This is a genomic window from Streptomyces sp. UC4497, from assembly GCF_054871485.1.
Genome location: NZ_JBTYHB010000019.1, coordinates 1 through 19,543, shown reverse-complemented (window position 1 = coordinate 19,543; position 19,543 = coordinate 1). Strand labels below are relative to the sequence as shown.

The following is a 19,543-nucleotide window of genomic DNA, read 5'->3' as shown; positions in this document are numbered from 1 at the left end:
CAACGGTAGGTCAGTCCGTCGCCTCCGCGTGCACCGGCTTCGGGATCAGCAGCGACGTGAACAGGGCCGCCACGATGAGGACGAGACCCGCCACGACACCGGCGCTGTAGCCGCCGACCGAGGTGCCGCCCGAGGGGGCGACCGAGTCCATCGCCGCGTACAGGACCACGAAGCTGAGGCCCGCGCCGAGGTTGAAGCAGCCCGCGTTGAGGCCCGGCAGGAAGCCGGGGTTCTCGGGCGGGGAGAGCACGATGCCGAGGCCGTTCAGCATGATGTTGGCCATGCCCGCGTACGTGACACCCAGCAGGATCGAGACCGCCAGGAGGAGCCCCGAGGAGTCCGTCTGGAGGGTCAGCAGCGCCAGGACCGTCGAGACCGCCGTGGCGATCAGTCCGGTGCGCAGGACGCGGCCGTAGCCGAACGTCGCCGCGAGGCGTCCCGAGATCGGGCCCATGGCGAGGCCCGCGAGCGCGTACGGGGTCAGCGTCCACCAGGTTGCGCCCTCGGCGCCGAGGCCGAGGCCCACCGAGGTGTCCTGCGCGAAGCCGGGCAGGAGACCGTTCATGATCGCGAAGACGCCGGTCATGGTCAGCATGGTGGACAGCAGGAGCGACCAGGTCGCGCGGCGCTTCAGGAGGTGCGTGGTGACCAGCGGGTGCGAGGAGCGGTTCTCCATCCGCCAGAACGCCCAGAAGGCGAGCACGGCGACGACCAGGAGGCCGATCGCCAGCGGCCAGTTCGCCGCGGCCAGCTTGCCTGCCTCGTTGAAGGCGATCAGGAGCGCGCCGACGGAGATCACCAGGAGCAGCACGCCCGGCCAGTCCATGGGCGGCCGCTCGGCGGCGCGGGACTCCGGGGCGAAGAGGCGTACGAGCACGGCCGAGAGGACCGCGAAGGCCGTCATGACCCAGAAGATCGACGCGTAGCCGTAGTGCTCGGCGAGCGAGCCGCCCGCGAACGAGTCGACGCCCGCGATGCCGCCGTTGACGGCGGTGACGACGCCCATGAGCGTGCCGTACCGCTTCGGGTCCGGGACCTCGACGCGCAGCATGATCAGGGCGAGCGGGATCGTCGGACCGGAAGCGCCCTGGATGACACGCCCCACGGCGAGCACCCCGACGGAGGTCGCGAGCGCGGAGATCAGGCACCCGACGGCCATCAGGACCATCATCCCGGTGAGCACCTTGCGGCGGCCGATCAGATCGCCGAGGCGCGGCAGGAACAGCGAGAACAGCGCGGCGGCCGTGAAGAACGCGGTCTGCGTGACACCGATCGCGGACGCGGTGGTGTCCAGCTCGTCCGCCATCGTCGCGAGCGCGGGGCTGAGCATCGAGGCGTTGAGCTGGAAGGCGAAGCTGGCCGCGAGCAGCGCGACCATGAGGGCGCCGATCCGGACCGGGCGCCTCGCGTCCGGGCCGCCGGCCGGGGAGTGGGGGGAGGCGGCGACGTTCATGAGGCGGGCTCTCCGGTGACGGTCTGCGCCGCGGCGTCCTCCACGTCGGCGGCCCGTGCGGCGTCGGGCTCACCGATGCGCTCCAGCGCGTCCACGACGAGGTTCCAGAACCGCTCGTGGTCCAGGTCGACGGCGACCTGGGTGTGGCAGTCCTCGGGCGCGGGGGCGCGCAGGTCGGTGACGGTCATGCCGAGCGTGAGGGAGCCGCGCAGCTCGATGTCGACGGGCGCCTTGCGGACCGTCATGACGCTCGGGTCGATGACGTACGCGACGGCGCACGGGTCGTGCACGGGCGGGTGCTCGAAGCCCTGGTTCTCGCGGTAGGCCTCGCGGAAGAACTCGAGCAGTTCGAGCACGAACTGCGCGGGCTTCGTGCCGACGGCCTTGATCTTCTGCTCGACGGCCGGGGTGGCGAGCGCCTGGTGGGTGAGGTCGAGGCCGACCATCGTGACCGGCCACTTCTCGTTGAAGACGATGTGGGCGGCCTCGGGGTCGATCACGATGTTGAACTCGGCGACCGGGCTCCAGTTGCCCTCGTGGTAGCCGCCGCCCATGAGCACGACCTCGCGGACGCGCTCGACGATGCGCGGCTCCTTGCGGGCGGCGAGCGCGATGTTCGTGAGGCCCGCGGTCGGCACGATGGTGATCTCACCGGGCTCGTGCGCCATCACCGTGTCGATGATCAGGTCCACCGCGTGCCGCTCGTCGAGCTCGAAGACGGCGTCCTGGAGCGCGGGTCCGTCGAGGCCCGTGTCGCCGTGGATCTCGGGCGCGGTCTCGATCGTACGGATCAGCGGCCGCGGGCAGCCCGCCGCGAACGGCACCCCGGTGATGCCGGCGATCGCCGCCACCGACAGCGCGTTGCGCGTCACCTTCTCCAGGGTCTGGTTGCCGACGACGGTGGTCACGGCGACCAGGTCGATGTCGGGATTGCCGTGCGCGAGCAGCATCGCGACCGCGTCGTCGTGCCCCGGGTCGCAGTCGAGAATGATCTTCCTGGTCAACGGATTGAGCCCCTTTGCTCCGGTGCGAGCCCGCGTCCTGCCCCCGGTCGGATCGGCACGTGCTCTAAAAAACTGTCCACGGAAACATGACCCGGCGCCACACGAGTTGTCAACGCGCGTAGACGTCGGGTGGCCTGCGCGTGGGGCTCAGCCGACGACCGGCTCCCCGTTCTCCAGCTCGACCGTGCCCGCTCCGCTGTCCAGTACGCCGAGGGCGGCGCTCACCCGCTGGCCCAGCGACCCCAGCAGATACGAGCCGAGCTCCGTGCGCTCCACGAACCGCCACGACAGCAGCTCCTCCTCCTGCAACCGGATGGCCTGCTGCTGCGCCCCGGTCAGGACCCCGCCGTCGTAGAGGTAGGCCACGATCGGCGGCCGCCCCGCCCCCGGCACCCAGTCCACGGCGAGCAGCCGCCCCACGGGCACGTCGAGCCCGATCTCCTCCAACGTCTCGCGGCGCGCCCCCTGCCGCGGCGACTCCCCGTCGTCCGACTCCACGGTGCCGCCGGGCAGCGCCCACCCGTCCCGGTAATTGGGCTCGACGAGCAGCACCCGCCCCTCCGCGTCCCGGAACAGTGCGGCGGCGCCGACCAGGACGCGGGGGAGGCCTGCGATGTATGTGGCGTAGTCAAGGGTGGTCATCGGGCCAGCCTAGGTGCTCTCCGGGGGTGTGATCCGCGCCCGCAGCCGCGCCTCCGTTTCGCTCCCCGGCGCGGCGAAATGGCAGATCACGCTGAGCCAGGGGGCCTCCGTCACCGCGAGGCGGACGTACGTCAACTCCACTTCTCCCAGGGCCGGATGCCGGTACCGGCGGACCGAGGACCTGAACTCCGTGACGTCGTGCGCTGCCCACATCCGCGCGAAGTCCGCACTGGCGGAGAGGAGTTCGGACACCAGCTCTTCGAAGCGCGGATTCTCCGTCTCGTACGCCGCCTGCTGCCGCAACAGCCCTACCAGCCAGCGCGCCTCCGCATCCCACTCCGGCATCAGCTCCCGGAGCTGTGGCACCAGGAACAGCTGCCACACCGTATTGCGCTCCCGTGCGGGTCGCTCCAGGAGCGGGCCGAGCAGTGCGGCCTGTGCGCGGTTCCACGCCAGGATGTCGAAGCAGCGGTCGATGAGGAACGCGGGGCTCGGGTCGAGGTGGTCCAGGAACTCCCTTACCCCGGAGGGGAGTTCGGTGGGGCGCTCGCGCCGTGGCTGCGGCAGCCCTGCGAGCCGGAACAGATGGGCGTGCTCGACCTCGTCGAGGCGCAGCACCCGGGCGAGCGCCATGAGTACCTGCGCCGACACACGCATGTCGCGGCCCTGCTCCAGCCACGTGTACCAGGTCAGGCTCACCCCGGACAGGAGTGAGACCTCCTCGCGGCGCAGCCCGGGGGTGCGCCGTCGACCGCTCGGAGGCAGACCGGCGGAGGCGGGGTCCACGCGCTCGCGTCGGGAGCGCAGAAAGGCGCCGAGTTCGTTGCGACCATGCTCGTTCAGAAGACCCCCCCAGACATCCGGTACTGGTACCGACAGCACCAGCAAGAATGCCACTCTGCCTACGGGCGGCGGACGCGGCCAAGGTGAGGACATCGCCAACCGGCAACGCCAATCAGCAACGCCAACTGGCATCGTCGACTCGCCCTGTCGGAGGGGAATTGCCATGCCCGAAGCCGCTGACACCGCCACCCGCTCCACGACCCGTACCCCCGCCCGTACCGTCCTGGTCACCGGCGCCACCGGTGGCGTGGGCCGCCCGCTGGCGCGCCGCCTCGCCGTCGAGGGCTGGCACGTCCACGCCGCGTACCGCACGCCCGCCGACGCCGAGGGCCTGCTCGCCGACGGCCTGCGGCCCCTCGCGCTCGACCTCACCGACGAGGAGTCGATCCGGGCCGCGGCCGACACCGTCGGCCCCCGTCTCGACGCCCTCGTGAACAGCGCCGGCGTCGTGGTCCAGGGGCCCCTAGAACTCGTCCCCGGCCCGGAACTGAGCCGGCAGTTCGACCTGAACGTGCACGCTCCGATGTCCCTCACCCGCGCCGTCCTGCCCGCCCTGCGCGCGAGCGGTGGCCGCGTCGTCAACGTAGGAGCCGTCACGTCCCTGGTCTCCGTCGCGTTCGCCGGGCCGATCGCCGCGTCCAAGGCGGCCCTCGCCTCGCTCACCGACGCCCTGCGGATGGAGCTGCGCCACCAGGGGGTCGCCGTCTCCCTCGTGCTGCCCGGCGCCATGAACACGGAGATCTTCGCCAAGGCCGACAAGGCGATGGCCGACGTGGGATGGGTGGGCTCGCCCGCGACCCAGCACCACTACGCGCGCGCCCTCGACGACTTCCGGCAGGCGGCGGCGCGGATGAAGCCGGGGCCCGTCGACCCCGCCGTGCGCGCGATCCACAAGGCCCTCACCGCCCGCCGCCCCGATCCCTACTACGTCTGCGGCCGTGACGCCCGCGTCCTCGCGGCCTTGCGGTGGCTGCCCACCGGGCTGCGCGACCGGGTCCTGATGCGGGCGGTGGGGCTGACTCCGAAGACGTTCGCCAAGGAGCCGATTACGTAGCTGGTCGCGTAGCCGGCCAGGTGTCCGGCCACGCGACGTCGTCGATCGCGAGCCACGGGGCGCGGGCCACGGCTGTGGGGGTGAGGCCGGTGAATTCCCGTACGTCGCGGTGCAGATGGGGCTGGTCGACGTAGCCGCCGGCGGTGGCGACGTCGGCGGCCGGGCGTCCCGCGGCCAGCAGATGCGCGGCGTGGTCGAACCGTACGAGGCGGGCGGCGCGCTTGGGGGTGATGCCGAGTTGGGAGCGGAAGCGGGCGCACAGCTTGCCCCGGCTCCAGCCGACCTCGTCCGCAAGGCCTTCGACCCGCACCCGCCCCCGGCGGGCCAGCGTGCGCCGCCAGATGTGGGTGACCTCCGGGTCGACCCGTGGGGAGGTGTCCAGGCGGCGGCCGATGGCCTCTGTCGCGATCGCGAACCGCTCGTGCCACGAACCGGCGGCGCGCAGCCTGTCCTCGAACCGGTTGGCGGGGCGCCCCCAGACGTCGGCGAGGGACACCACGGTCCCGCTGAGGTCCGTGGACGCGCCCAACACCGCCGTCGCCAGGGCTGGTTGGAGACGGATCTGGAGACACGTGCCGACCCGGCCGGAGGCCCGGAGCTCTCCCGGGAGCAGCCCGATGACGGCGCTGCCGCGACCGGTCCTGCCCTGGCTGTCGTAGACGATGTCGTCCTCGTCGCTCAGGTCGATGAGCACGGTGACGGACGGGTGCGCGACCATGCTGATGTCCATGGGTGCGGAGGTGCCGGGGACGCGCTGACTGAATCCGGCCATGCTGATCCCCGGCAGCCGGAGCGCCGGGGGCGGGACCGAGATATCCATCGCGTCCCAATCGGGTGGCGCCCCGATGGCTGCCCCGAAGGCTGTCCCGATTGTCTCGATCGGCGGCATGTGGCCAGTCTAGGACGGTAGTTGGCGGGCCGTCGCGACGAAGTCCAGCAGCAGTTCGCCTGTCGCCTCCGGGGCTTCGAGGACAGGAAGGTGCCCGACGCCGGGCAGCATCTCCACGCGCGCGTTCGGCACCGTGGCGTAGCTCTGCGCCGACGCCGGGTCCCAACGGGGTTCGGCAGCACCGAAGATGACCAGCACCGGGATGCCGAGCGGGACGAGCCGCTCGGGCACCGTGCGCTCGGTGATGAACGCGCCGTTCTCGCGCAGCACCGCCCGGAACGCGCCGTACGGGATGCCCTGCACCCCGGCGATCAGCTCCTCCGGGATGTCCACGGGGCCGGCGGCTGTCGCCCTGATGCCCGCTCGGACCCAGGCGTCCGAGCGCAGCGCCCAGATGAGCCGGCCGAGCGGCGGGCCCGTCAGGAAGCGCAGGACGAACGGCTGGGGGAGGAGCGCGTCCATGCGCGGTCCCGAGCTGATCAGCGTGAGCGAGCGCACCAGGTCGGGGCGCTGCTCGGCGAGCGCCGTGGCGATGTAGCCCCCGCTGGAGTGCCCGGCCACGGCGACGTCCCGCAGCCCGAGGCCGTCGAGCAGCCCGGCCAACGCGGTTGCCTGCACGGGTACTTGGTAGGACGGGGCGGGCGGGGAGTGGCCGCAGCCGGGCAGGTCGACCCGGATGACGTGATGGTGTGCCGCGAGGGCCGGGATCATCGGGATCCAGCAGCCGCCCGCGGCCCCCGATCCGTGGATGAGGAGGAGGGGCGGCGCCTGGGGCGGGCCGTCGTGGACCACGTGCATCCCGTGCGAGAGTTCAGCGTCGTACGTAGTCATACGGCGAGGGTGCACGGGCGGCGGGCTCCCGGTCTTGTAAAAATGTCGCCCCGCGATGGTCGGGGCTGGGCACGGTTTACGGCAGGTCCTGGGACTCGGCCAACTCCACGGTGCGCGCCGCCAGTTCACTGATACGTACGCCGTCGAAGCCGAACACCGCGCTGCGGACCCGGTCCTCCAGGGGCTCGGTCCACTGCGCGGGGATCGCGGCGGCGCCGCACAGCACCCCCGCGAACGAACCGGCCGTCGCACCGTTGGAGTCCGTGTCGAGGCCGCCGCGGACCGTCAGGGCCACGGTGCGGGTGAAGTCCCCGTCGCCGTACAGCAGGCCCGCGGTGATCACCGCGGCGTTCGGAACCGTGTGGATCCAGCCGAGGCCCGCCGTCTCCTTCTCGACGGTGGCGAGCGTCTCCTCCCACGTCAGCCGCGAGTCGTGCAGGGAGGCCGTGCGGCGTACGACGCGGGCCAGGCGGCTGCTCGCGGGGATCACGCAGAGCGCGGCGTCGAGGGCGGCGCGCGGGGTCGGCGCGGTGAAGGCGGCGGAGATCAGGGCGGCGGCCCACATCGCGCCGTAGACGCCGTTGCCGGTGTGCGAGAGGACCGCGTCGCGGCGGGCCAGGGAGGCGGCGCGGCGCGGGGCGCCCGGGTTGGTCCAGCCGAAGACGTCCGCGCGGATCAGGGCGCCGATCCACTCCTGGTGGGGATTGTCCAACGTCGCCGTGAGCGGAGGCTTCAGCCCGTTCGCGAGGTTCCGGTAGGCCGCGCGCTCCGCGGTGAACGTCTGGAGGTAGGGGAGCCGGAGCAGCCACAGCTCCCCGACCTGCTCCGTGGTGAACGCGAAACCGTGGGTCTCCAGGAGGTGCAGGCCTAGCACCGCGTAGTCCACGTCGTCGTCGCGGCAGCTGCCGTGGATGCGGCCGCGCACGCACTGGCGCCACTCGGGGCGCAGCGCCAGCGCCACCTCGTCCGACGGGGGCTCGGGCAGGTAGTCGGTCAGGGGCAGGGCCTCGGCCTGCCGCAGATAGCGGTCGATGCGCTCGCGCGTCCACACCTCGCCCTGCTCGACCGGCTTGCCGAGCATGTTGCCGGCGATCCGGCCGAGCCAGCCGCCGAGCACACGGTCGGCGAGGGTGGGGTCGGCGTGCGGGCTCACGGCGGGGGTCATGAGACCGGTGTACCCGCTTTTGAAGATCAACGGTCGCGTTGGTTTGCGGCTCTTTGTACGCGTATTCCGGCGACGATCGCCGGTCCGCGGACCGGACGACCATGGGCAGCGGGCCCCTCCTGCGGTTAAGGTCGCAGCGGCGCGACTGCCTTGCCTCGAGCAAGGCGCAACAGCAAGGGGAGAGCAAGGTGGCGGACGCTGCAGGGGCCGCGCGGCACGTGTTGATCGCGGCGGACAAGTTCAAGGGCTCGCTCACCGCGGTGCAGGTCGCACAGCGTGTGACGGCGGGTCTGCACCGGGTCGCGCCCGAGGTCACGGTGGAGTCCGTGCCGGTCGCGGACGGTGGCGACGGGACGGTGGCGGCGGCGGTCGCGGCCGGGTTCGAGCGCCGCGAGGCCCGGGTGACCGGGCCGCTCGGTGAGCCGGTCGTCGCCGCGTACGCGCTGCGCGAGGGTACGGCCGTCGTGGAGATGGCGGAGGCGTCCGGGCTTCAGCTGCTGCCCGAGGGCGAGTTCGCGCCGCTCACGGCGACGACGTACGGGTCCGGTGAGGTGATCACCGCGGCGCTCGACGCCGGGGCGCGCTCGATCGTGTTCGGTGTGGGCGGCAGTGCCACGACGGACGGCGGCGCGGGGATGCTGGTGGCGCTTGGCGCGCGGCTGCTGGACGCGGAGGGTGAGCCGGTCGGGCCGGGCGGTGGCGCGCTCGCGGGCCTGGCCTCGGCCGATCTGTCCGGGCTCGACGCGCGGCTTGCCGATGTCGAAATCGTCCTGGCGAGCGACGTCGACAATCCGCTGACCGGGCCGAAGGGGGCGCCCGCGATCTACGGTCCACAGAAGGGTGCCACTGCGCAGGACGTCGCCGAGCTGGACGCGGCACTGGCGCACTACGCGAAGGTGCTCTCCGAGTCGGTGGGGCCGAAGGCGCTCGAGTACGCGGAGTCGCCGGGGGCGGGGGCCGCGGGTGGCATCGGGTTCGGGGCGCTGGTCGGGCTCGGGGCGGGCTTCCGGCCCGGTATCGAGGTCATGCTCGACGTTCTCGGCTTCGCGCCCGCGTTGGAGCGGGCCGAGCTGGTGATCACCGGTGAGGGTTCGCTGGACGAGCAGACGCTGCACGGGAAGGCGCCGGCGGGTGTCGCGTCGGCGGCGCGGGCGGCGGGTGTCGAGGTCGTCGCCGTGTGCGGGCGGCTGGCGCTGGCGCCGGAGGTGTTGGGGCGGGCCGGGATCCGCCGGGCGTATGCGCTCACTGACGTGGAGCCGGATGTGGCCCGCTGCATCGCGGAGGCGGGCCCGATCCTGGAGGACGTCGCCGCGTCCATCGCGGAGGACTTCTTGCGCTGAGGTGGGGTGCGGTGGCCGTGGCCGGGGCCCTGCGTCTCCGTTGCGCGGCACCGTGACGGTTGCCCAACCGTGGCCGGGGCCCCTGCGTCATCGTTACGCGGCACCGGGGGCCGCCTTGCCCACCCTGCCGCCCCAGGCGGCAGATTGCCCAAGGCGGGTGCGGTTGCCCGAAGTGGGTGGCGAGCCGTGGTGGGCGTTGCCCAAGGCGGGTGCGGTTGCCCGTAGTGGGTGGGGAATCGGGGCTGGCGGCAGATTGCCCAAGGCGGGTGCGGTTGCCTGCAGCGGGTGGGGAGCTTTGGCTGGCGGAGGTTGCCCAAGGCGGGTGTGGTCGACCGCAGTGGGTGGGGAGCCGCGGCTGGCGGTACTCCGTCGGGCCGACGCCCCCGGAGGGGCGGGTGGGCACATCAAGCCCCTGCGGCGTTTGAGCAGCGGGGTACGGGGCGGAGCCCCGAGCTTTTCAGCCCCGCCGGCGATTGAGGCGCGGGGTCCGGAGGCTTCGGCCCCCGCCCCCGGTGCCTGCCGTGACGGTTGAGCCGTGCCGATAGCCTGCGCCATCATGATGCGCGCTTGGATTCTGCCGACGGTGCTCGTGCTCAGCGGCTCGGCCGTCGCGACCGGGCAGTTCCTCAACGGGAGCCCAGGTACCGCCACGGCACTCCTGTTGGCGTTCCTCGCGCTCGCCGCCGTGAACTCGCCCGTGATCTTCCCGAGGTCGATCGGTGCGCAGGAGGCGCAACGTCGCAGCGCTGCCGACGGTCGGCCGGTCGTCTTCTGGCGTCCGGGCTGCAAGTTCTGCATACGACTGCGCCTCCGGCTCGGCCGCGGCGCCCGCCGGCTGCACTGGGTCAACATCTGGCACGACCCGGCAGGAGCCGCGGTGGTGAGGGACGCCAACGACGGCAACGAGACCGTGCCGACCGTCGTCGTGGCGGGCCGGCCCCACACCAACCCCGATCCCGCGTGGGTGCGCGAACAGCTCTCCGCTTCCGGGTGACCGCAGGAATAGCCCCTCGTGCTCCCGCCGGAATCGCCCCGTCCCGACGCTCGGCGCCCCCGTGCAGGCCGGTTCCGGCAGGTCGTGGGTGACAGGGCCGCCGCCGGGGCCGCACAAGGTCTCGTGCGCGCTCCGGGCCGCGCGCGAGGCCGCCTCCCAAGCCGCTCACCTGCCAGGATGCGGTCCCCCGGGTAGCCTGGGCGTGTCAACTCGCCGGTGAGGGAGACCTGTTGAAGCGAAACATGCGCACCACGGACGACGTCCTGGAGATGCTCGACCGGGCCTTCCCACGTACCGGCGGAGCCGACTGGTGGGACGGGTTCTACGCCGACCGGGAGCGCGACGTTCCGTTCTTCGTCGAGAAGGCCGACGAGAATCTTGTCGGCCACATCGACAAGGGTCCGATCCGCCCGGAGGGCCGCGCGCTGGACCTTGGGTGCGGGCCCGGCCGCAACGCCCTCCACCTCGCCGCCCGCGGCTTCGACGTGGACGCCGTCGACCTGTCCGCCACCGCCGTGGCCTGGGGCAAGGAGCGGGCCGCGGCCGCAACCGCGGACGTACGGTTCCACGAGGGGGGCATCTTCGACGTCCAACTCCCGTACGCGACATACGACGTGGTGTACGACTCCGGGTGCCTGCACCACCTCCCGCCGCACCGCCGCGTCAGCTATCTCGCCCTGCTCGACCGCGTACTCGCACCCGGCGGCTACTTCGGACTCGTCTGTTTCGCCGCGGGGGCCATGGGCTCGGAAGTGTCCGACGAGGAGCTGTACCGGACCGGCGACCTCGAAGGCGGGCTCGCCTTCGCACCCGATGAACTGCGCCACCTCTTCGGCGAGTTGGAGGAGGTCGAGATCCGGCCCATGACCGCGCAGGGCGAGGGATCGGCGACGTACGGAGTGCCCTTCCTCCTCACCGCACTCTTCCGCCGACCCGCAGCGGATGCCTCACCCCGGTGACAACCGGTACGCGTCCAGCGCCAACGTCATCTCCATCAGATCCCGCGGCCGCGACAGCGAACGCGACGTCAACTGCTCCAGCCTGCGCAGCCGGTTGAAGACCGTGTTGCGGTGGCAGTACAGGCGCCCCGCCGCCCGTCCCGCCGACCCCTCGCACGCCAGCCACGCGTCCAGCGTCTCCAACAGGACCGCCCGGTCGGCCGGTTCGAGCGCCAGGAGCTCGCCGAAGACGCCCGCGACCAGACGCTGCGCCAGGTCCGGCTGGCTCACCACCAGTGCCGTCGGCATCCGCTCGTCCAGGCGGACCACCCCCGTGGTCTCCGGCGGGCAGGTGCGCAACGCGAGTTCGGCGAGGCGGCGGGCGTGGCCGAGTTCGGCGAGACCCTTGACGACGGGGCTCACCCCGCCGGGGCCCGGGCAGCGGCCGTCGAGCAGCGCCGCCAGATCGTCCAGCGTGCGGTCCGCCCCGAGCGCTGCCACCCCCACCTCGCAGTCCGCCCGCATCCGCCACACGAACCGGAACCGCGGGTCCTGGATCCGCCGGTGGAACGCCTCGCGCCCGCCCTGCCGCTCCATCCGGAGCACGACGACCGCGTACGGGCCGTGCTCGGGCAGGTCGAGGCCCGCCGCAGCGCGCGCCGCGAGGCCCGGCGCGGGGCGGCCGTCCAGGAGCGCGTCGAGCAGCGCCTGCGTCTGCTCGTCGGTGCGGCGGCGCAGCTCCAACTCCGTTGCCCGGTACGCCTCGGAGGCCGCCTCGGCCTGCGCGTCCACGGCCGCCCACACCATCGTCGCGGAACGCATGAGGGCTTTCAGCCGGGCCGGTTCGCCGCCCGCGCTCTCCATCAGGGCGTCCCAGACGATGTAGCCCGCGTTGCGGTAGGCGTGGATCAGAAGGTCGAGCGGGAGGCCCTGGCCGGCCCGGCGCCGGCCCGCGTCCTCGGCGTACTCCAGGTCCTTGCGAGGCGAGTCGCGGGGCGCCGAGATCGTCTCGATCCCGATGCGCATCGCCTGCTCGGCCTCCCGCCACTGGGCGTCGTACGGCAGCACGCGTGCGTAGACGTCCGAGTACGCGAAGAGCTGCCGCAGATGTTCGTCGACGAGTTCCGGCACCTGTTCCAACAGCGCCGCGCACGCCTCCTTGAGCAGCTGCCAGTCCTGGCCCGTGCGGTGTTTGCGTGTCCCCATCGCCCCTCCCCGACGAGCCGTACGAGTCGTTAAAGCGACGGCAAAGAACTCACCCGCTTGTGCGGAGGATGTCACCCGCCGCCCGTCCTCGGCAGGCCCCTGACGCGCGGTCTTGTGCGCGGGCACAACGGGGGCGGTCAGGGGCTGGGCCCGCGCAGCGATTCGCGGGTCGCCCGTGGACGGGCCGTCCGCACGGTGCTGTCGTGAGCGCCACCGGTCCAGGGAGGGACGCACACAGTGACCGATGTGAGCGATGCAAGAGAACCAGGGCTCCTCGTCGACGACGTATCCGTCGGCTACGGGCCCGTACGCGCCCTGCGCGGCGTGACGTTGGAGGTGCCTTCGGGCTCCGTCGTCGCCGTGCTCGGCGGCAACGGAGCGGGCAAGACGACGCTGCTGCGCGCCGTGTCGCGCACCCTCGGCTTCCACGGCGGGGCGGTGACGTCCGGCACGGTGGACTTCGGCGGCCGGCGGATCGGCGGACTGTCAGCCGACCGTGTGGTGGCCGCCGGGGTCTGCCAAGTCCCGGAGGGGCGGCGGGTGTTCGCGCGGATGACCGTCGCGGACAATCTGCGGGCCGGCGGCCTCGGCTCGCACGGTTCGCGGGCCGACAAGGCGGCGGCGCTGCGGCGCGTGCACGAACTGTTCCCGGTGCTCGCCGACCGGGCGCAGCAGCGGGCGGGGCTGCTGTCCGGCGGCGAGCAGCAGATGCTGGCCGTGGGCCGCGCCCTGATGGCCGCGCCGAAACTGCTGCTCCTGGACGAACCGTCGCTGGGCCTCGCCCCGTTGATGGCGGCCCGGATCGCCGACACGATCCGCGAGATCAACGCCCAGGGCGTCTCCGTCCTCCTCGTCGAACAGAACGCGGCGCTCGCGCTGCGGCTCGCCTCGCACGCGTACGTCCTGGAGGTCGGCGAGATCACCCTGCACGGCCGCGCCGACGAACTCGCGGGATCCGACGAGGTGCGCCGCCGCTACCTGGGCGTGGTCGACGAGACGGCCGCGTCGGACGCCGCGGCCGCCACCGGCGGGACCGCGCACACGCCGACGCTGAGCCGCTGGGGAGGCACGCGATGACGGACGTGGCGACCTCGCACGTGGACGTACCACCGCCGCACGCGGACGTACCGCCCTTGTATGTACGGGACTTGACCGTGCGCTTCGCGGGCCTGACCGCCCTCGACGCCATCGGCATGACCGTCGAACCGGGCACGGTGCATGCCGTCATCGGCCCGAACGGCGCGGGCAAGTCCACCACCTTCAACGTGCTCTCCGGCGTCTACCGGGCCACCTCCGGCACCGTCCACCTCGGCGAGCGCGAACTCACCGGCCTGCACCCGCACCGCATCGCGGAACTCGGCGTCGCCCGCACCTTCCAGAACCTCGCCCTGCCGCCGCACACCACCGTCGCCGACAGCCTGCTGCTCGGCCGGCACCGGCTGACCCGCGCGGGCTTCGTCGCGGCGGGCCTGCGGCTGCCTTCGGCGGTCCGCGAGGAGCGCCTCCACCGCGAACGGGTCGAGGAGATCGCCGAGTTCGTCGGCATCGCGGACCAACTCACCACACCCACCGGCTCGTTGCCGTACGGCGCGCAGAAGCTCGCCGAACTCGCCCGCGCCCTGTGCATGGAGCCCAAGATCCTCCTCCTCGACGAACCCGTCGCCGGCATGACCGCCGACGAACGCCGCCGCACCGCCGCCGTCATCGCGGGCGTCCGCGACAGTCTCGGCATCTCGATCGTCCTGGTCGAACACGACATGGGTGTCGTCATGCGGCTCGCCGACGAGGTGACGGTCCTCGACTTCGGCCGCCGCATCGCGGGCGGCCCCCCGGAACGGGTGCAGAACGATCCGGCGGTGGTCCAGGCGTACCTGGGCACCCCCGAAGAGCCGGAGGCCTCCGCATGACCACATTCCTCGAACTCCTCATCAACGGCATCTCGATGGGCTCCGTCTACGCCCTCATCGCCCTCGGCTTCGTCGTCATCTTCCGGGCCACCGAGGTGGTCAACTTCGCCCACGCGTCGCTGCTGCTCGCCGGCGGATACGTCATCGCGTCGCTCCACGACGACATCGGGTTCTGGCCCGCGGTCGGGGTCGGCATCGCGGGCGCCGCCCTGGTCGGTGCCGCCATCGAGTTCCTCGTGATGCGGCGCTACCGGGGGCGCGACCACAGCGTTCTCGCCATCGTCACCATCGGCGTGGACATCCTCCTCCTCACCGAACTCACCCGCCGCCTCGGCACCGACGTGCTCTCCATGGGCGACCCGTGGGGCGACGCCGTGCTCACCATCGGCGGCGTGTCCATCGCCCACACCCGGATCGCCGCGTTCGTCACGGCGGGCCTGCTCATCACCGTCTTCCTCCTCACGTTCCGCTACACCTCGTGGGGCGTCGCGATGCGCGCCGCCGCCGAGAGCAGTGAGACCGCCGCGCTGATGGGCGTACGGCTCGGGCGGGTGTCGCTCGGCGCGTGGGCGGTGGCGGGCGGGCTCGCCGCCGTCGCCGCGCTGTTCCTGACCGTGTTCCCGACGCCCGGCCTCGAACGGGCCACGTCACTCGCGGCGTTGAAGGCCTTCCCCGCCGCGATCCTCGGCGGACTCGACTCCACCACCGGCGCGCTCGTCGGCGGGCTCATCGTCGGCGTCACCGAGTCCCTCGCCACCGGCTATCAGAGCGAACTCGCCTTCATGGGCCGTGGCCTCGGCGATGTCGCGCCCTATCTCGTGATGACCGTGATCCTGCTGCTGCGGCCCTCGGGGCTCTTCGGGACGAAGGAGCTGGCCCGTGTCTGACGTACTCGCATCGGATGCCCCACCGACCAAGACCCGTACGAACAAAGCCAGTTCACTGCGCGGGCGCATGCCACGCCGCCGTACGTACGTCATCGCGGTCTGCGCCCTGCTGCTGCTCGCCCTGCCGTTCTACTTGGAGCGCTTCTGGCTCCAGGCGGGCCTGTTCGCCATGGCCGCCGCCATCGGTGCCATCGGCCTCAACCTGCTGACCGGCGCGACAGGCCAACTCTCCATGGGGCACGCCTTCTTCCTCGCCATCGGCGCCTACGGGTACTGCGTGTTCGCGGGGGAGCGGGGTCAGACGCTGGACGGGCTCGGCCTTCCGCCGTGGCTCGCCGCCGTGCTCGCGGTGCTCGTCGCGGGCATCGCGGGTGGCCTGTTCAGCCCCATCGCGGGCCGCCTCAAGGGCGCCTACCTCGGCATCGCGACCCTCGCGCTGATCTTCATCGGGCAGCACGTCCTGTTCAACGCCGAGGACCTGACCGGCGGTGCCAACGGGCGCGACGTACCCGCCATGAGCCTGTTCGGCCTCACCTTCGACGAGAGTGAACTCGCCGTCACGGGCGTGCCGTTCGGCGCCTCCGAGAAGCTCTGGTACCTCGGGCTGCTGCTCACGCTCGGCTGCGGACTCTTCGCCCGCGGCGTGCTGCGCGGACGGCCGGGGCGGGCGCTGAACGCGATCCGTGACCACCGGATCGCGGCCGGGGTGCTCGGCGTGCCGGTCGCCCGCTACCGCGGCTTCGTCTTCGTGCTCTCGTCGATGTACGCGGGGCTCGCGGGCGTCCTGCTCGCGCTGGTCTTCCAGCGCACCGTGCCCGACTACTTCGGCATCACGCTCTCCCTCGAATACCTCGCCATGATCGTCATCGGCGGCCTCGGATCCGTGGCGGGCGCCGTCATCGGCGCGGCCTTCGTCTCGCTCCTGCCGCAACTGCTCACCCGGTACAGCGACGCCCTGCCCCTGGTCTCCGCCCCCGGCACCGGCGGCGTGGCACCGGGCGAGGCGTCCCGCTATCTGTACGGAGCCGCCGTCGTGGCGGTGGTCCTTTTCCTACCCGGCGGACTTGTGCGGCTGACCGCCCCGCGCGCCAGGAAACACCCTCAGGAGGACGCATGAACCCAAGGAACGGCCGCACCCGCATGCTCACGGTGACCGCCGTGGCCACCCTGCTCGCCCTGACCGCCGCGTGCAGCTCCAAGGCCAAGGACGACGGGGACGGCGACAAGCAGAGCGCGGGCGGCATCAAGACCGGCAAGGGCATCACCGGCAAGACGATCAACCTCGGCGTCCTCACCGACATGACCGGCGTCTACGCGACGCTCGGCAAGAGCGTCACGCAGGCGCAGCAGCTGTACGTGAAGCAGTTCAACGACGCGGGCGGCGCCTGCGGCTACAAGGCCAAGCTGACCGTGCGCGACCACGGCTACGACCCGCAGAAGGCCGTCGCCGGCTACACGGAGCTGGCGCCCGACGTGCTCGGCTTCCCGCAGTTCCTCGGCTCGCCGTTCGTTGCCGCAGTCAAGAAGCGCATCGACGGCCAGGACAAGGCGCTCGTCCTGCCGCAGGCCTGGTCGGCGCATCTGCTCGGTAGCCCCTACGTGCGCGTCATCGGATCGACGTACGACATCGAGACGATCAACGCGATCGACTTCCTGATGAAGGAGAAGGGCCTGAAGAAGGGCGACAAGCTCGGCCACGTCTACTTCGAGGGCGACTACGGCGAGAACGCGCTGCAAGGCTCCGAGTACATGGCGGAGAAGGAGGGGCTGACCCTCGTCAAGCAGAAGATCAAGCCGACCGACAACGACATGACCGCCCAGGTCACCGCCCTGAAGAAGGCCGGCGTCAAGGGCGTCGTGATCAGCGCGGGACCGCGCCAGGCGGCCTCCCTCGTCGGCGTCGCCGCCGCGGCGAAGCTGAACGCGCCGATCATCGGCAACAACTCGGCGTACTCGCCGCAGCTGCTCGGCACGCAGGCGGCCCCGGCGCTGCTGAAGAACTACTGGGTCGCCTCACCCTCGCTGCCCATCGGCGCGGACACCCCGGAGGCGAAGAAGCTCGTCGCCGACTACAAGAAGGCGTATCCGAAGGACTCGCTCGACAACGGCGTCGTCGCGGGCTGGACCGCCGCGGCCGTGTTCGGCGAGGCTCTGAAGAAGGCCTGCGAGGACAAGGACCTCACACGTGAGGGCGTCGACAAGGCGCTGCTGTCCCTCAGCGACTTCGACAACGGCTTCGGTGTCACCCAGGACTTCAGCGACCCCAAGGCCCCGTCCTCGCACGATTCGGTGATCCTGCAGCCCGACAAGTCGGCGGTCGGTGGCATGAAGGTCGTGCGTGAGCCGTCCGAGTCCGCGGAGGCCAAGGGCTATACGCCCACGGTGAGTTGACGCCTTCGTGTGTCGGCCGCGCCGGAGCGTCCGAACGCTCCCGGCCTGGCCGACACACCCCTCCTCGCCCCGAAAACACGTGGACCGCCCGCACCCCGTCACGGGACACTCCGATGCTCGGCCACATCACGGCCGGAAACCCACACCCCAACACCCAAGGGACGGGATCGGATTGACCTCATTACGCGAAGTGCCACCGAGCCGCGGCTCGGTACTGCTCGCACTCCGCTACTACGGAAGGGAGCTGGCCCGGGCACGCAGGTTCGCGGTTCCCGCGATGCTGCTGCCCGCGCTCGGCAACATCGGCCTCTTCTACCTCGCGCCGCTCGTCGTCGCCAAGCTCGTCGGCCACCTCGCCGACGGTGGTGAGCGTACCGCCGACGCGCTGCTTCCGTACGTCCTCTGCTTCGCCGGCGTACTGCTCGCCGCCGAGGTGCTGTGGCGCATCGGATACCACTGCATCAACCGGCTCGAGGCGGGCGCCATCTCGCGCCTGTACGTCATCGGCATGGACGAGCTGTACGCGAAGGACGTCACGTTCTTCCACGACAACTTCGCCGGCTCGCTCACCAAGCGCGTCCTGAGCTTCGCCTCCCGCTTCGAGGAGTTCGCGGACGTACTGATCTTCAACGTGATGGCCAGCTTCGTACCGATCGTGTTCGGATCGGTCGTGCTGTGGCGGTACGAGCCGTGGCTCGTCGTCGTGCTCCTCGCGATGATCGTGGTCACCGGCCTGTGCGTCCGGCCCCTGATCCGGCGCCGCCAGAAGCTGGTCAACGCGCGCGAGGCGGCCTTCACCCACATGTCGGGGCATGTCGCCGACAGCCTGATGAACATGGAGACGGTCCGCGCCTTCGCAGCGGAGGAGCGCGAGGCCGCCGAGCACCGGGAGCGGGTCGCGGACGCGCGCGGCCACATACTGCGGGCCTGGGACTACGGCAATCTGCGCGTGGACACCCTCGTCGCCCCGCTCTCCGTGCTGACCAACGCCCTCGGACTGCTCCTTGCCGTCGCCCTCGCGGGCAGCGGCCAGGGCGTCGAGGCGATCGTCGTCGCGTTCACGTACTTCACCAACGCGACCCGGATCATGTTCGAGTTCAACCAGATCTACCGGCGTCTGGAGCGCGCCATGACGGAGGCGGCCCAGTTCACGGAGCTGCTGCGGGACAAGCCGAAGGTGCTCGACCCGGCGGAGCCCGAGGAGCCGCAGGGGACCTCGGCCGCCGCCGTCCGCTTCGAGCGGGTCGCGTACGCGCACGCCGGCGCGGAGCCGCTGTTCACCGGGCTCGACCTGACCGTGCCCGGCGGCACACGGCTCGGCCTGGTCGGCCGCTCGGGCGGCGGCAAGACGACCCTGACCAGGCTGCTGCTGCGGATGATGGACATCGACGGCGGCCGGATCCTGATCGACGGCCAGGACATCTCCAAGCTGCGCCAGGCCGACCTGCGGTCCCGGATCGCGTACGTCCCCCAGGAGCCGGCCATGTTCCACCGCAGCCTGCGCGAGAACATCGCCTTCGCCCGGCCGGAGGCGAGCGCGGCGGAGGTCAGGCGGGCGGCGGAGGCGGCCCACGTCACCGAGTTCGCCGACACGCTGCCCGAAGGGTTCGACACGATGGTCGGGGAGCGCGGCATCAAGCTCTCCGGCGGCCAGCGCCAGCGGGTGGCCCTGGCCCGCGCGATCCTGCGCGACGCCCCCATCCTCCTCCTGGACGAGGCGACCAGCGCCCTCGACTCGGAGAGCGAGCTCCTCGTCCAGGAGGCCCTCTGGCGCCTCATGGAGGGCCGCACGGCCCTGGTCGTCGCCCACCGCCTGAGCACGGTGGCCGGCATGGACCACCTGGTGGTCCTGGACCACGGCCGCATCGTGGAGCAGGGCACCCACACCGACCTCCTGGCCGCCCACGGCACCTACGCCAAGCTCTGGCAGCACCAGTCGGGAGGCTTCCTGGAGGAGGTGGCCTGAGCATTTCAAGCCCCGCCTTTCGAACGAGAGCCC

At 71.8% G+C, this 19,543-nt stretch carries 18 protein-coding genes; 10 read left to right on the top strand and 8 right to left on the bottom strand.

The genetic code is table 11. The features are described from left to right. Positions 1-10: 10 nt before the first annotated feature. The 4 genes from uriT to ACYSUO_RS24805 form a co-directional block, all read right to left on the bottom strand. Entirely contained in the window at positions 11-1,453 is a 1,443-nt protein-coding gene (gene uriT / locus ACYSUO_RS24820) for a uridine transporter UriT (protein ID WP_461778449.1), read from the bottom strand. Continuing rightward, the gene (gene uriH, locus ACYSUO_RS24815; protein ID WP_461778448.1) at positions 1,450-2,457 is read right to left on the bottom strand and encodes a uridine-preferring nucleoside hydrolase UriH; all 1,008 of its coding nucleotides are present in this window, start codon (positions 2,455-2,457) and stop codon (positions 1,450-1,452) included. The genes uriT and uriH overlap by 4 nt, the downstream gene beginning before the upstream one ends. 147 nt (positions 2,458-2,604) lie before the next feature. Continuing rightward, positions 2,605-3,099 (bottom strand): NUDIX domain-containing protein, encoded by a 495-nt coding sequence (locus tag ACYSUO_RS24810; RefSeq protein WP_461778447.1) that lies wholly within the window; start codon positions 3,097-3,099, stop codon positions 2,605-2,607. 9 nt (positions 3,100-3,108) lie between these two features. Beyond that, complete coding sequence (locus ACYSUO_RS24805; RefSeq protein WP_461778446.1) at positions 3,109-4,035, bottom strand: helix-turn-helix transcriptional regulator; 927 nt, start codon at positions 4,033-4,035, stop codon at positions 3,109-3,111. Positions 4,036-4,105: 70 nt separating this feature from the next. Here ACYSUO_RS24805 and ACYSUO_RS24800 point away from each other — a divergent pair, with 70 nt between their 5' ends. Next, positions 4,106-4,996, top strand: coding sequence for an SDR family NAD(P)-dependent oxidoreductase (locus ACYSUO_RS24800; RefSeq protein WP_461778445.1), 891 nt, complete (start codon positions 4,106-4,108; stop codon positions 4,994-4,996). Here ACYSUO_RS24800 and ACYSUO_RS24795 read toward each other — a convergent pair. From ACYSUO_RS24795 to ACYSUO_RS24785, 3 genes are all read right to left on the bottom strand, one after another. Next, on the bottom strand, positions 4,989-5,768 hold the full coding sequence (locus tag ACYSUO_RS24795; protein WP_461778444.1) for an AraC family transcriptional regulator: 780 nt from the start codon (positions 5,766-5,768) through the stop codon (positions 4,989-4,991). The two genes, ACYSUO_RS24800 and ACYSUO_RS24795, sit on opposite strands and share 8 nt — an antisense overlap. A 126-nt stretch (positions 5,769-5,894) precedes the next feature. Then, on the bottom strand, positions 5,895-6,716 hold the full coding sequence (locus tag ACYSUO_RS24790) for an alpha/beta fold hydrolase (protein WP_461778443.1): 822 nt from the start codon (positions 6,714-6,716) through the stop codon (positions 5,895-5,897). 76 nt (positions 6,717-6,792) lie between these two features. After that, positions 6,793-7,881, bottom strand: a complete 1,089-nt coding sequence (locus ACYSUO_RS24785; RefSeq protein ID WP_461778442.1) for an ADP-ribosylglycohydrolase family protein — start codon at positions 7,879-7,881, stop codon at positions 6,793-6,795. Between the two features lie 188 nt (positions 7,882-8,069). Here ACYSUO_RS24785 and ACYSUO_RS24780 point away from each other — a divergent pair, with 188 nt between their 5' ends. The 3 genes from ACYSUO_RS24780 to ACYSUO_RS24770 all read left to right on the top strand — a co-directional run bounded on the left by ACYSUO_RS24780 (position 8,070) and on the right by ACYSUO_RS24770 (position 11,174). Continuing rightward, positions 8,070-9,221 (top strand): glycerate kinase, encoded by a 1,152-nt coding sequence (locus ACYSUO_RS24780; protein ID WP_461778441.1) that lies wholly within the window; start codon positions 8,070-8,072, stop codon positions 9,219-9,221. 556 nt (positions 9,222-9,777) lie between these two features. Further along, positions 9,778-10,215 carry a glutaredoxin domain-containing protein gene (locus ACYSUO_RS24775; RefSeq protein ID WP_461778440.1) on the top strand — a complete coding sequence of 146 codons (438 nt, stop codon included), beginning with the start codon at positions 9,778-9,780 and terminating at the stop codon, positions 10,213-10,215. A gap of 230 nt (positions 10,216-10,445) precedes the next feature. Further along, a complete protein-coding gene (locus ACYSUO_RS24770) occupies positions 10,446-11,174 on the top strand; it encodes a class I SAM-dependent methyltransferase (RefSeq protein WP_461778439.1) in 729 nt (242 codons plus the stop codon). Here the strand turns inward: ACYSUO_RS24770 and ACYSUO_RS24765 are convergent. Next, on the bottom strand, positions 11,163-12,359 hold the full coding sequence (locus ACYSUO_RS24765; protein ID WP_461778438.1) for a helix-turn-helix domain-containing protein: 1,197 nt from the start codon (positions 12,357-12,359) through the stop codon (positions 11,163-11,165). The genes ACYSUO_RS24770 and ACYSUO_RS24765 overlap by 12 nt on opposite strands. Positions 12,360-12,605: 246 nt before the next feature. Here ACYSUO_RS24765 and ACYSUO_RS24760 point away from each other — a divergent pair, with 246 nt between their 5' ends. The 6 genes from ACYSUO_RS24760 to ACYSUO_RS24735 all read left to right on the top strand — a co-directional run bounded on the left by ACYSUO_RS24760 (position 12,606) and on the right by ACYSUO_RS24735 (position 19,510). Then, on the top strand, positions 12,606-13,436 hold the full coding sequence (locus ACYSUO_RS24760; RefSeq protein ID WP_461778437.1) for an ABC transporter ATP-binding protein: 831 nt from the start codon (positions 12,606-12,608) through the stop codon (positions 13,434-13,436). Beyond that, positions 13,433-14,266 carry an ABC transporter ATP-binding protein gene (locus ACYSUO_RS24755; protein ID WP_461778436.1) on the top strand — a complete coding sequence of 278 codons (834 nt, stop codon included), beginning with the start codon at positions 13,433-13,435 and terminating at the stop codon, positions 14,264-14,266. The genes ACYSUO_RS24760 and ACYSUO_RS24755 overlap by 4 nt, the downstream gene beginning before the upstream one ends. Next, positions 14,263-15,153 (top strand): branched-chain amino acid ABC transporter permease, encoded by an 891-nt coding sequence (locus tag ACYSUO_RS24750; protein WP_461778435.1) that lies wholly within the window; start codon positions 14,263-14,265, stop codon positions 15,151-15,153. Before ACYSUO_RS24755 ends, ACYSUO_RS24750 begins: the two co-directional genes overlap by 4 nt. A gap of 67 nt (positions 15,154-15,220) precedes the next feature. Continuing rightward, a complete protein-coding gene (locus ACYSUO_RS24745; RefSeq protein ID WP_461778561.1) occupies positions 15,221-16,270 on the top strand; it encodes a branched-chain amino acid ABC transporter permease in 1,050 nt (349 codons plus the stop codon). Further along, entirely contained in the window at positions 16,267-17,544 is a 1,278-nt protein-coding gene (locus tag ACYSUO_RS24740) for an ABC transporter substrate-binding protein (protein WP_461778434.1), read from the top strand. The genes ACYSUO_RS24745 and ACYSUO_RS24740 overlap by 4 nt, the downstream gene beginning before the upstream one ends. Before the next feature lie 190 nt (positions 17,545-17,734). Further along, on the top strand, positions 17,735-19,510 hold the full coding sequence (locus ACYSUO_RS24735) for an ABC transporter ATP-binding protein (RefSeq protein WP_461778433.1): 1,776 nt from the start codon (positions 17,735-17,737) through the stop codon (positions 19,508-19,510). The last annotated feature ends 33 nt before the right edge of the window (positions 19,511-19,543 follow it).

Coding starts and splice junctions, on each gene's coding strand:
- uriT (WP_461778449.1), bottom strand. CDS start 1,453: ATGAACGTCGCCGCCTCCCCCCACTCCCCGGCCGGCGGCCCGGACGCG.
- ACYSUO_RS24810 (WP_461778447.1), bottom strand. CDS start 3,099: ATGACCACCCTTGACTACGCCACATACATCGCAGGCCTCCCCCGCGTC.
- ACYSUO_RS24805 (WP_461778446.1), bottom strand. CDS start 4,035: ATGTCCTCACCTTGGCCGCGTCCGCCGCCCGTAGGCAGAGTGGCATTC.
- ACYSUO_RS24800 (WP_461778445.1), top strand. CDS start 4,106: ATGCCCGAAGCCGCTGACACCGCCACCCGCTCCACGACCCGTACCCCC.
- ACYSUO_RS24795 (WP_461778444.1), bottom strand. CDS start 5,768: ATGGCCGGATTCAGTCAGCGCGTCCCCGGCACCTCCGCACCCATGGAC.
- ACYSUO_RS24790 (WP_461778443.1), bottom strand. CDS start 6,716: ATGACTACGTACGACGCTGAACTCTCGCACGGGATGCACGTGGTCCAC.
- ACYSUO_RS24785 (WP_461778442.1), bottom strand. CDS start 7,881: ATGACCCCCGCCGTGAGCCCGCACGCCGACCCCACCCTCGCCGACCGT.
- ACYSUO_RS24775 (WP_461778440.1), top strand. CDS start 9,778: ATGATGCGCGCTTGGATTCTGCCGACGGTGCTCGTGCTCAGCGGCTCG.
- ACYSUO_RS24765 (WP_461778438.1), bottom strand. CDS start 12,359: ATGGGGACACGCAAACACCGCACGGGCCAGGACTGGCAGCTGCTCAAG.
- ACYSUO_RS24755 (WP_461778436.1), top strand. CDS start 13,433: ATGACGGACGTGGCGACCTCGCACGTGGACGTACCACCGCCGCACGCG.
- ACYSUO_RS24750 (WP_461778435.1), top strand. CDS start 14,263: ATGACCACATTCCTCGAACTCCTCATCAACGGCATCTCGATGGGCTCC.
- ACYSUO_RS24745 (WP_461778561.1), top strand. CDS start 15,221: ATGCCACGCCGCCGTACGTACGTCATCGCGGTCTGCGCCCTGCTGCTG.
- ACYSUO_RS24740 (WP_461778434.1), top strand. CDS start 16,267: ATGAACCCAAGGAACGGCCGCACCCGCATGCTCACGGTGACCGCCGTG.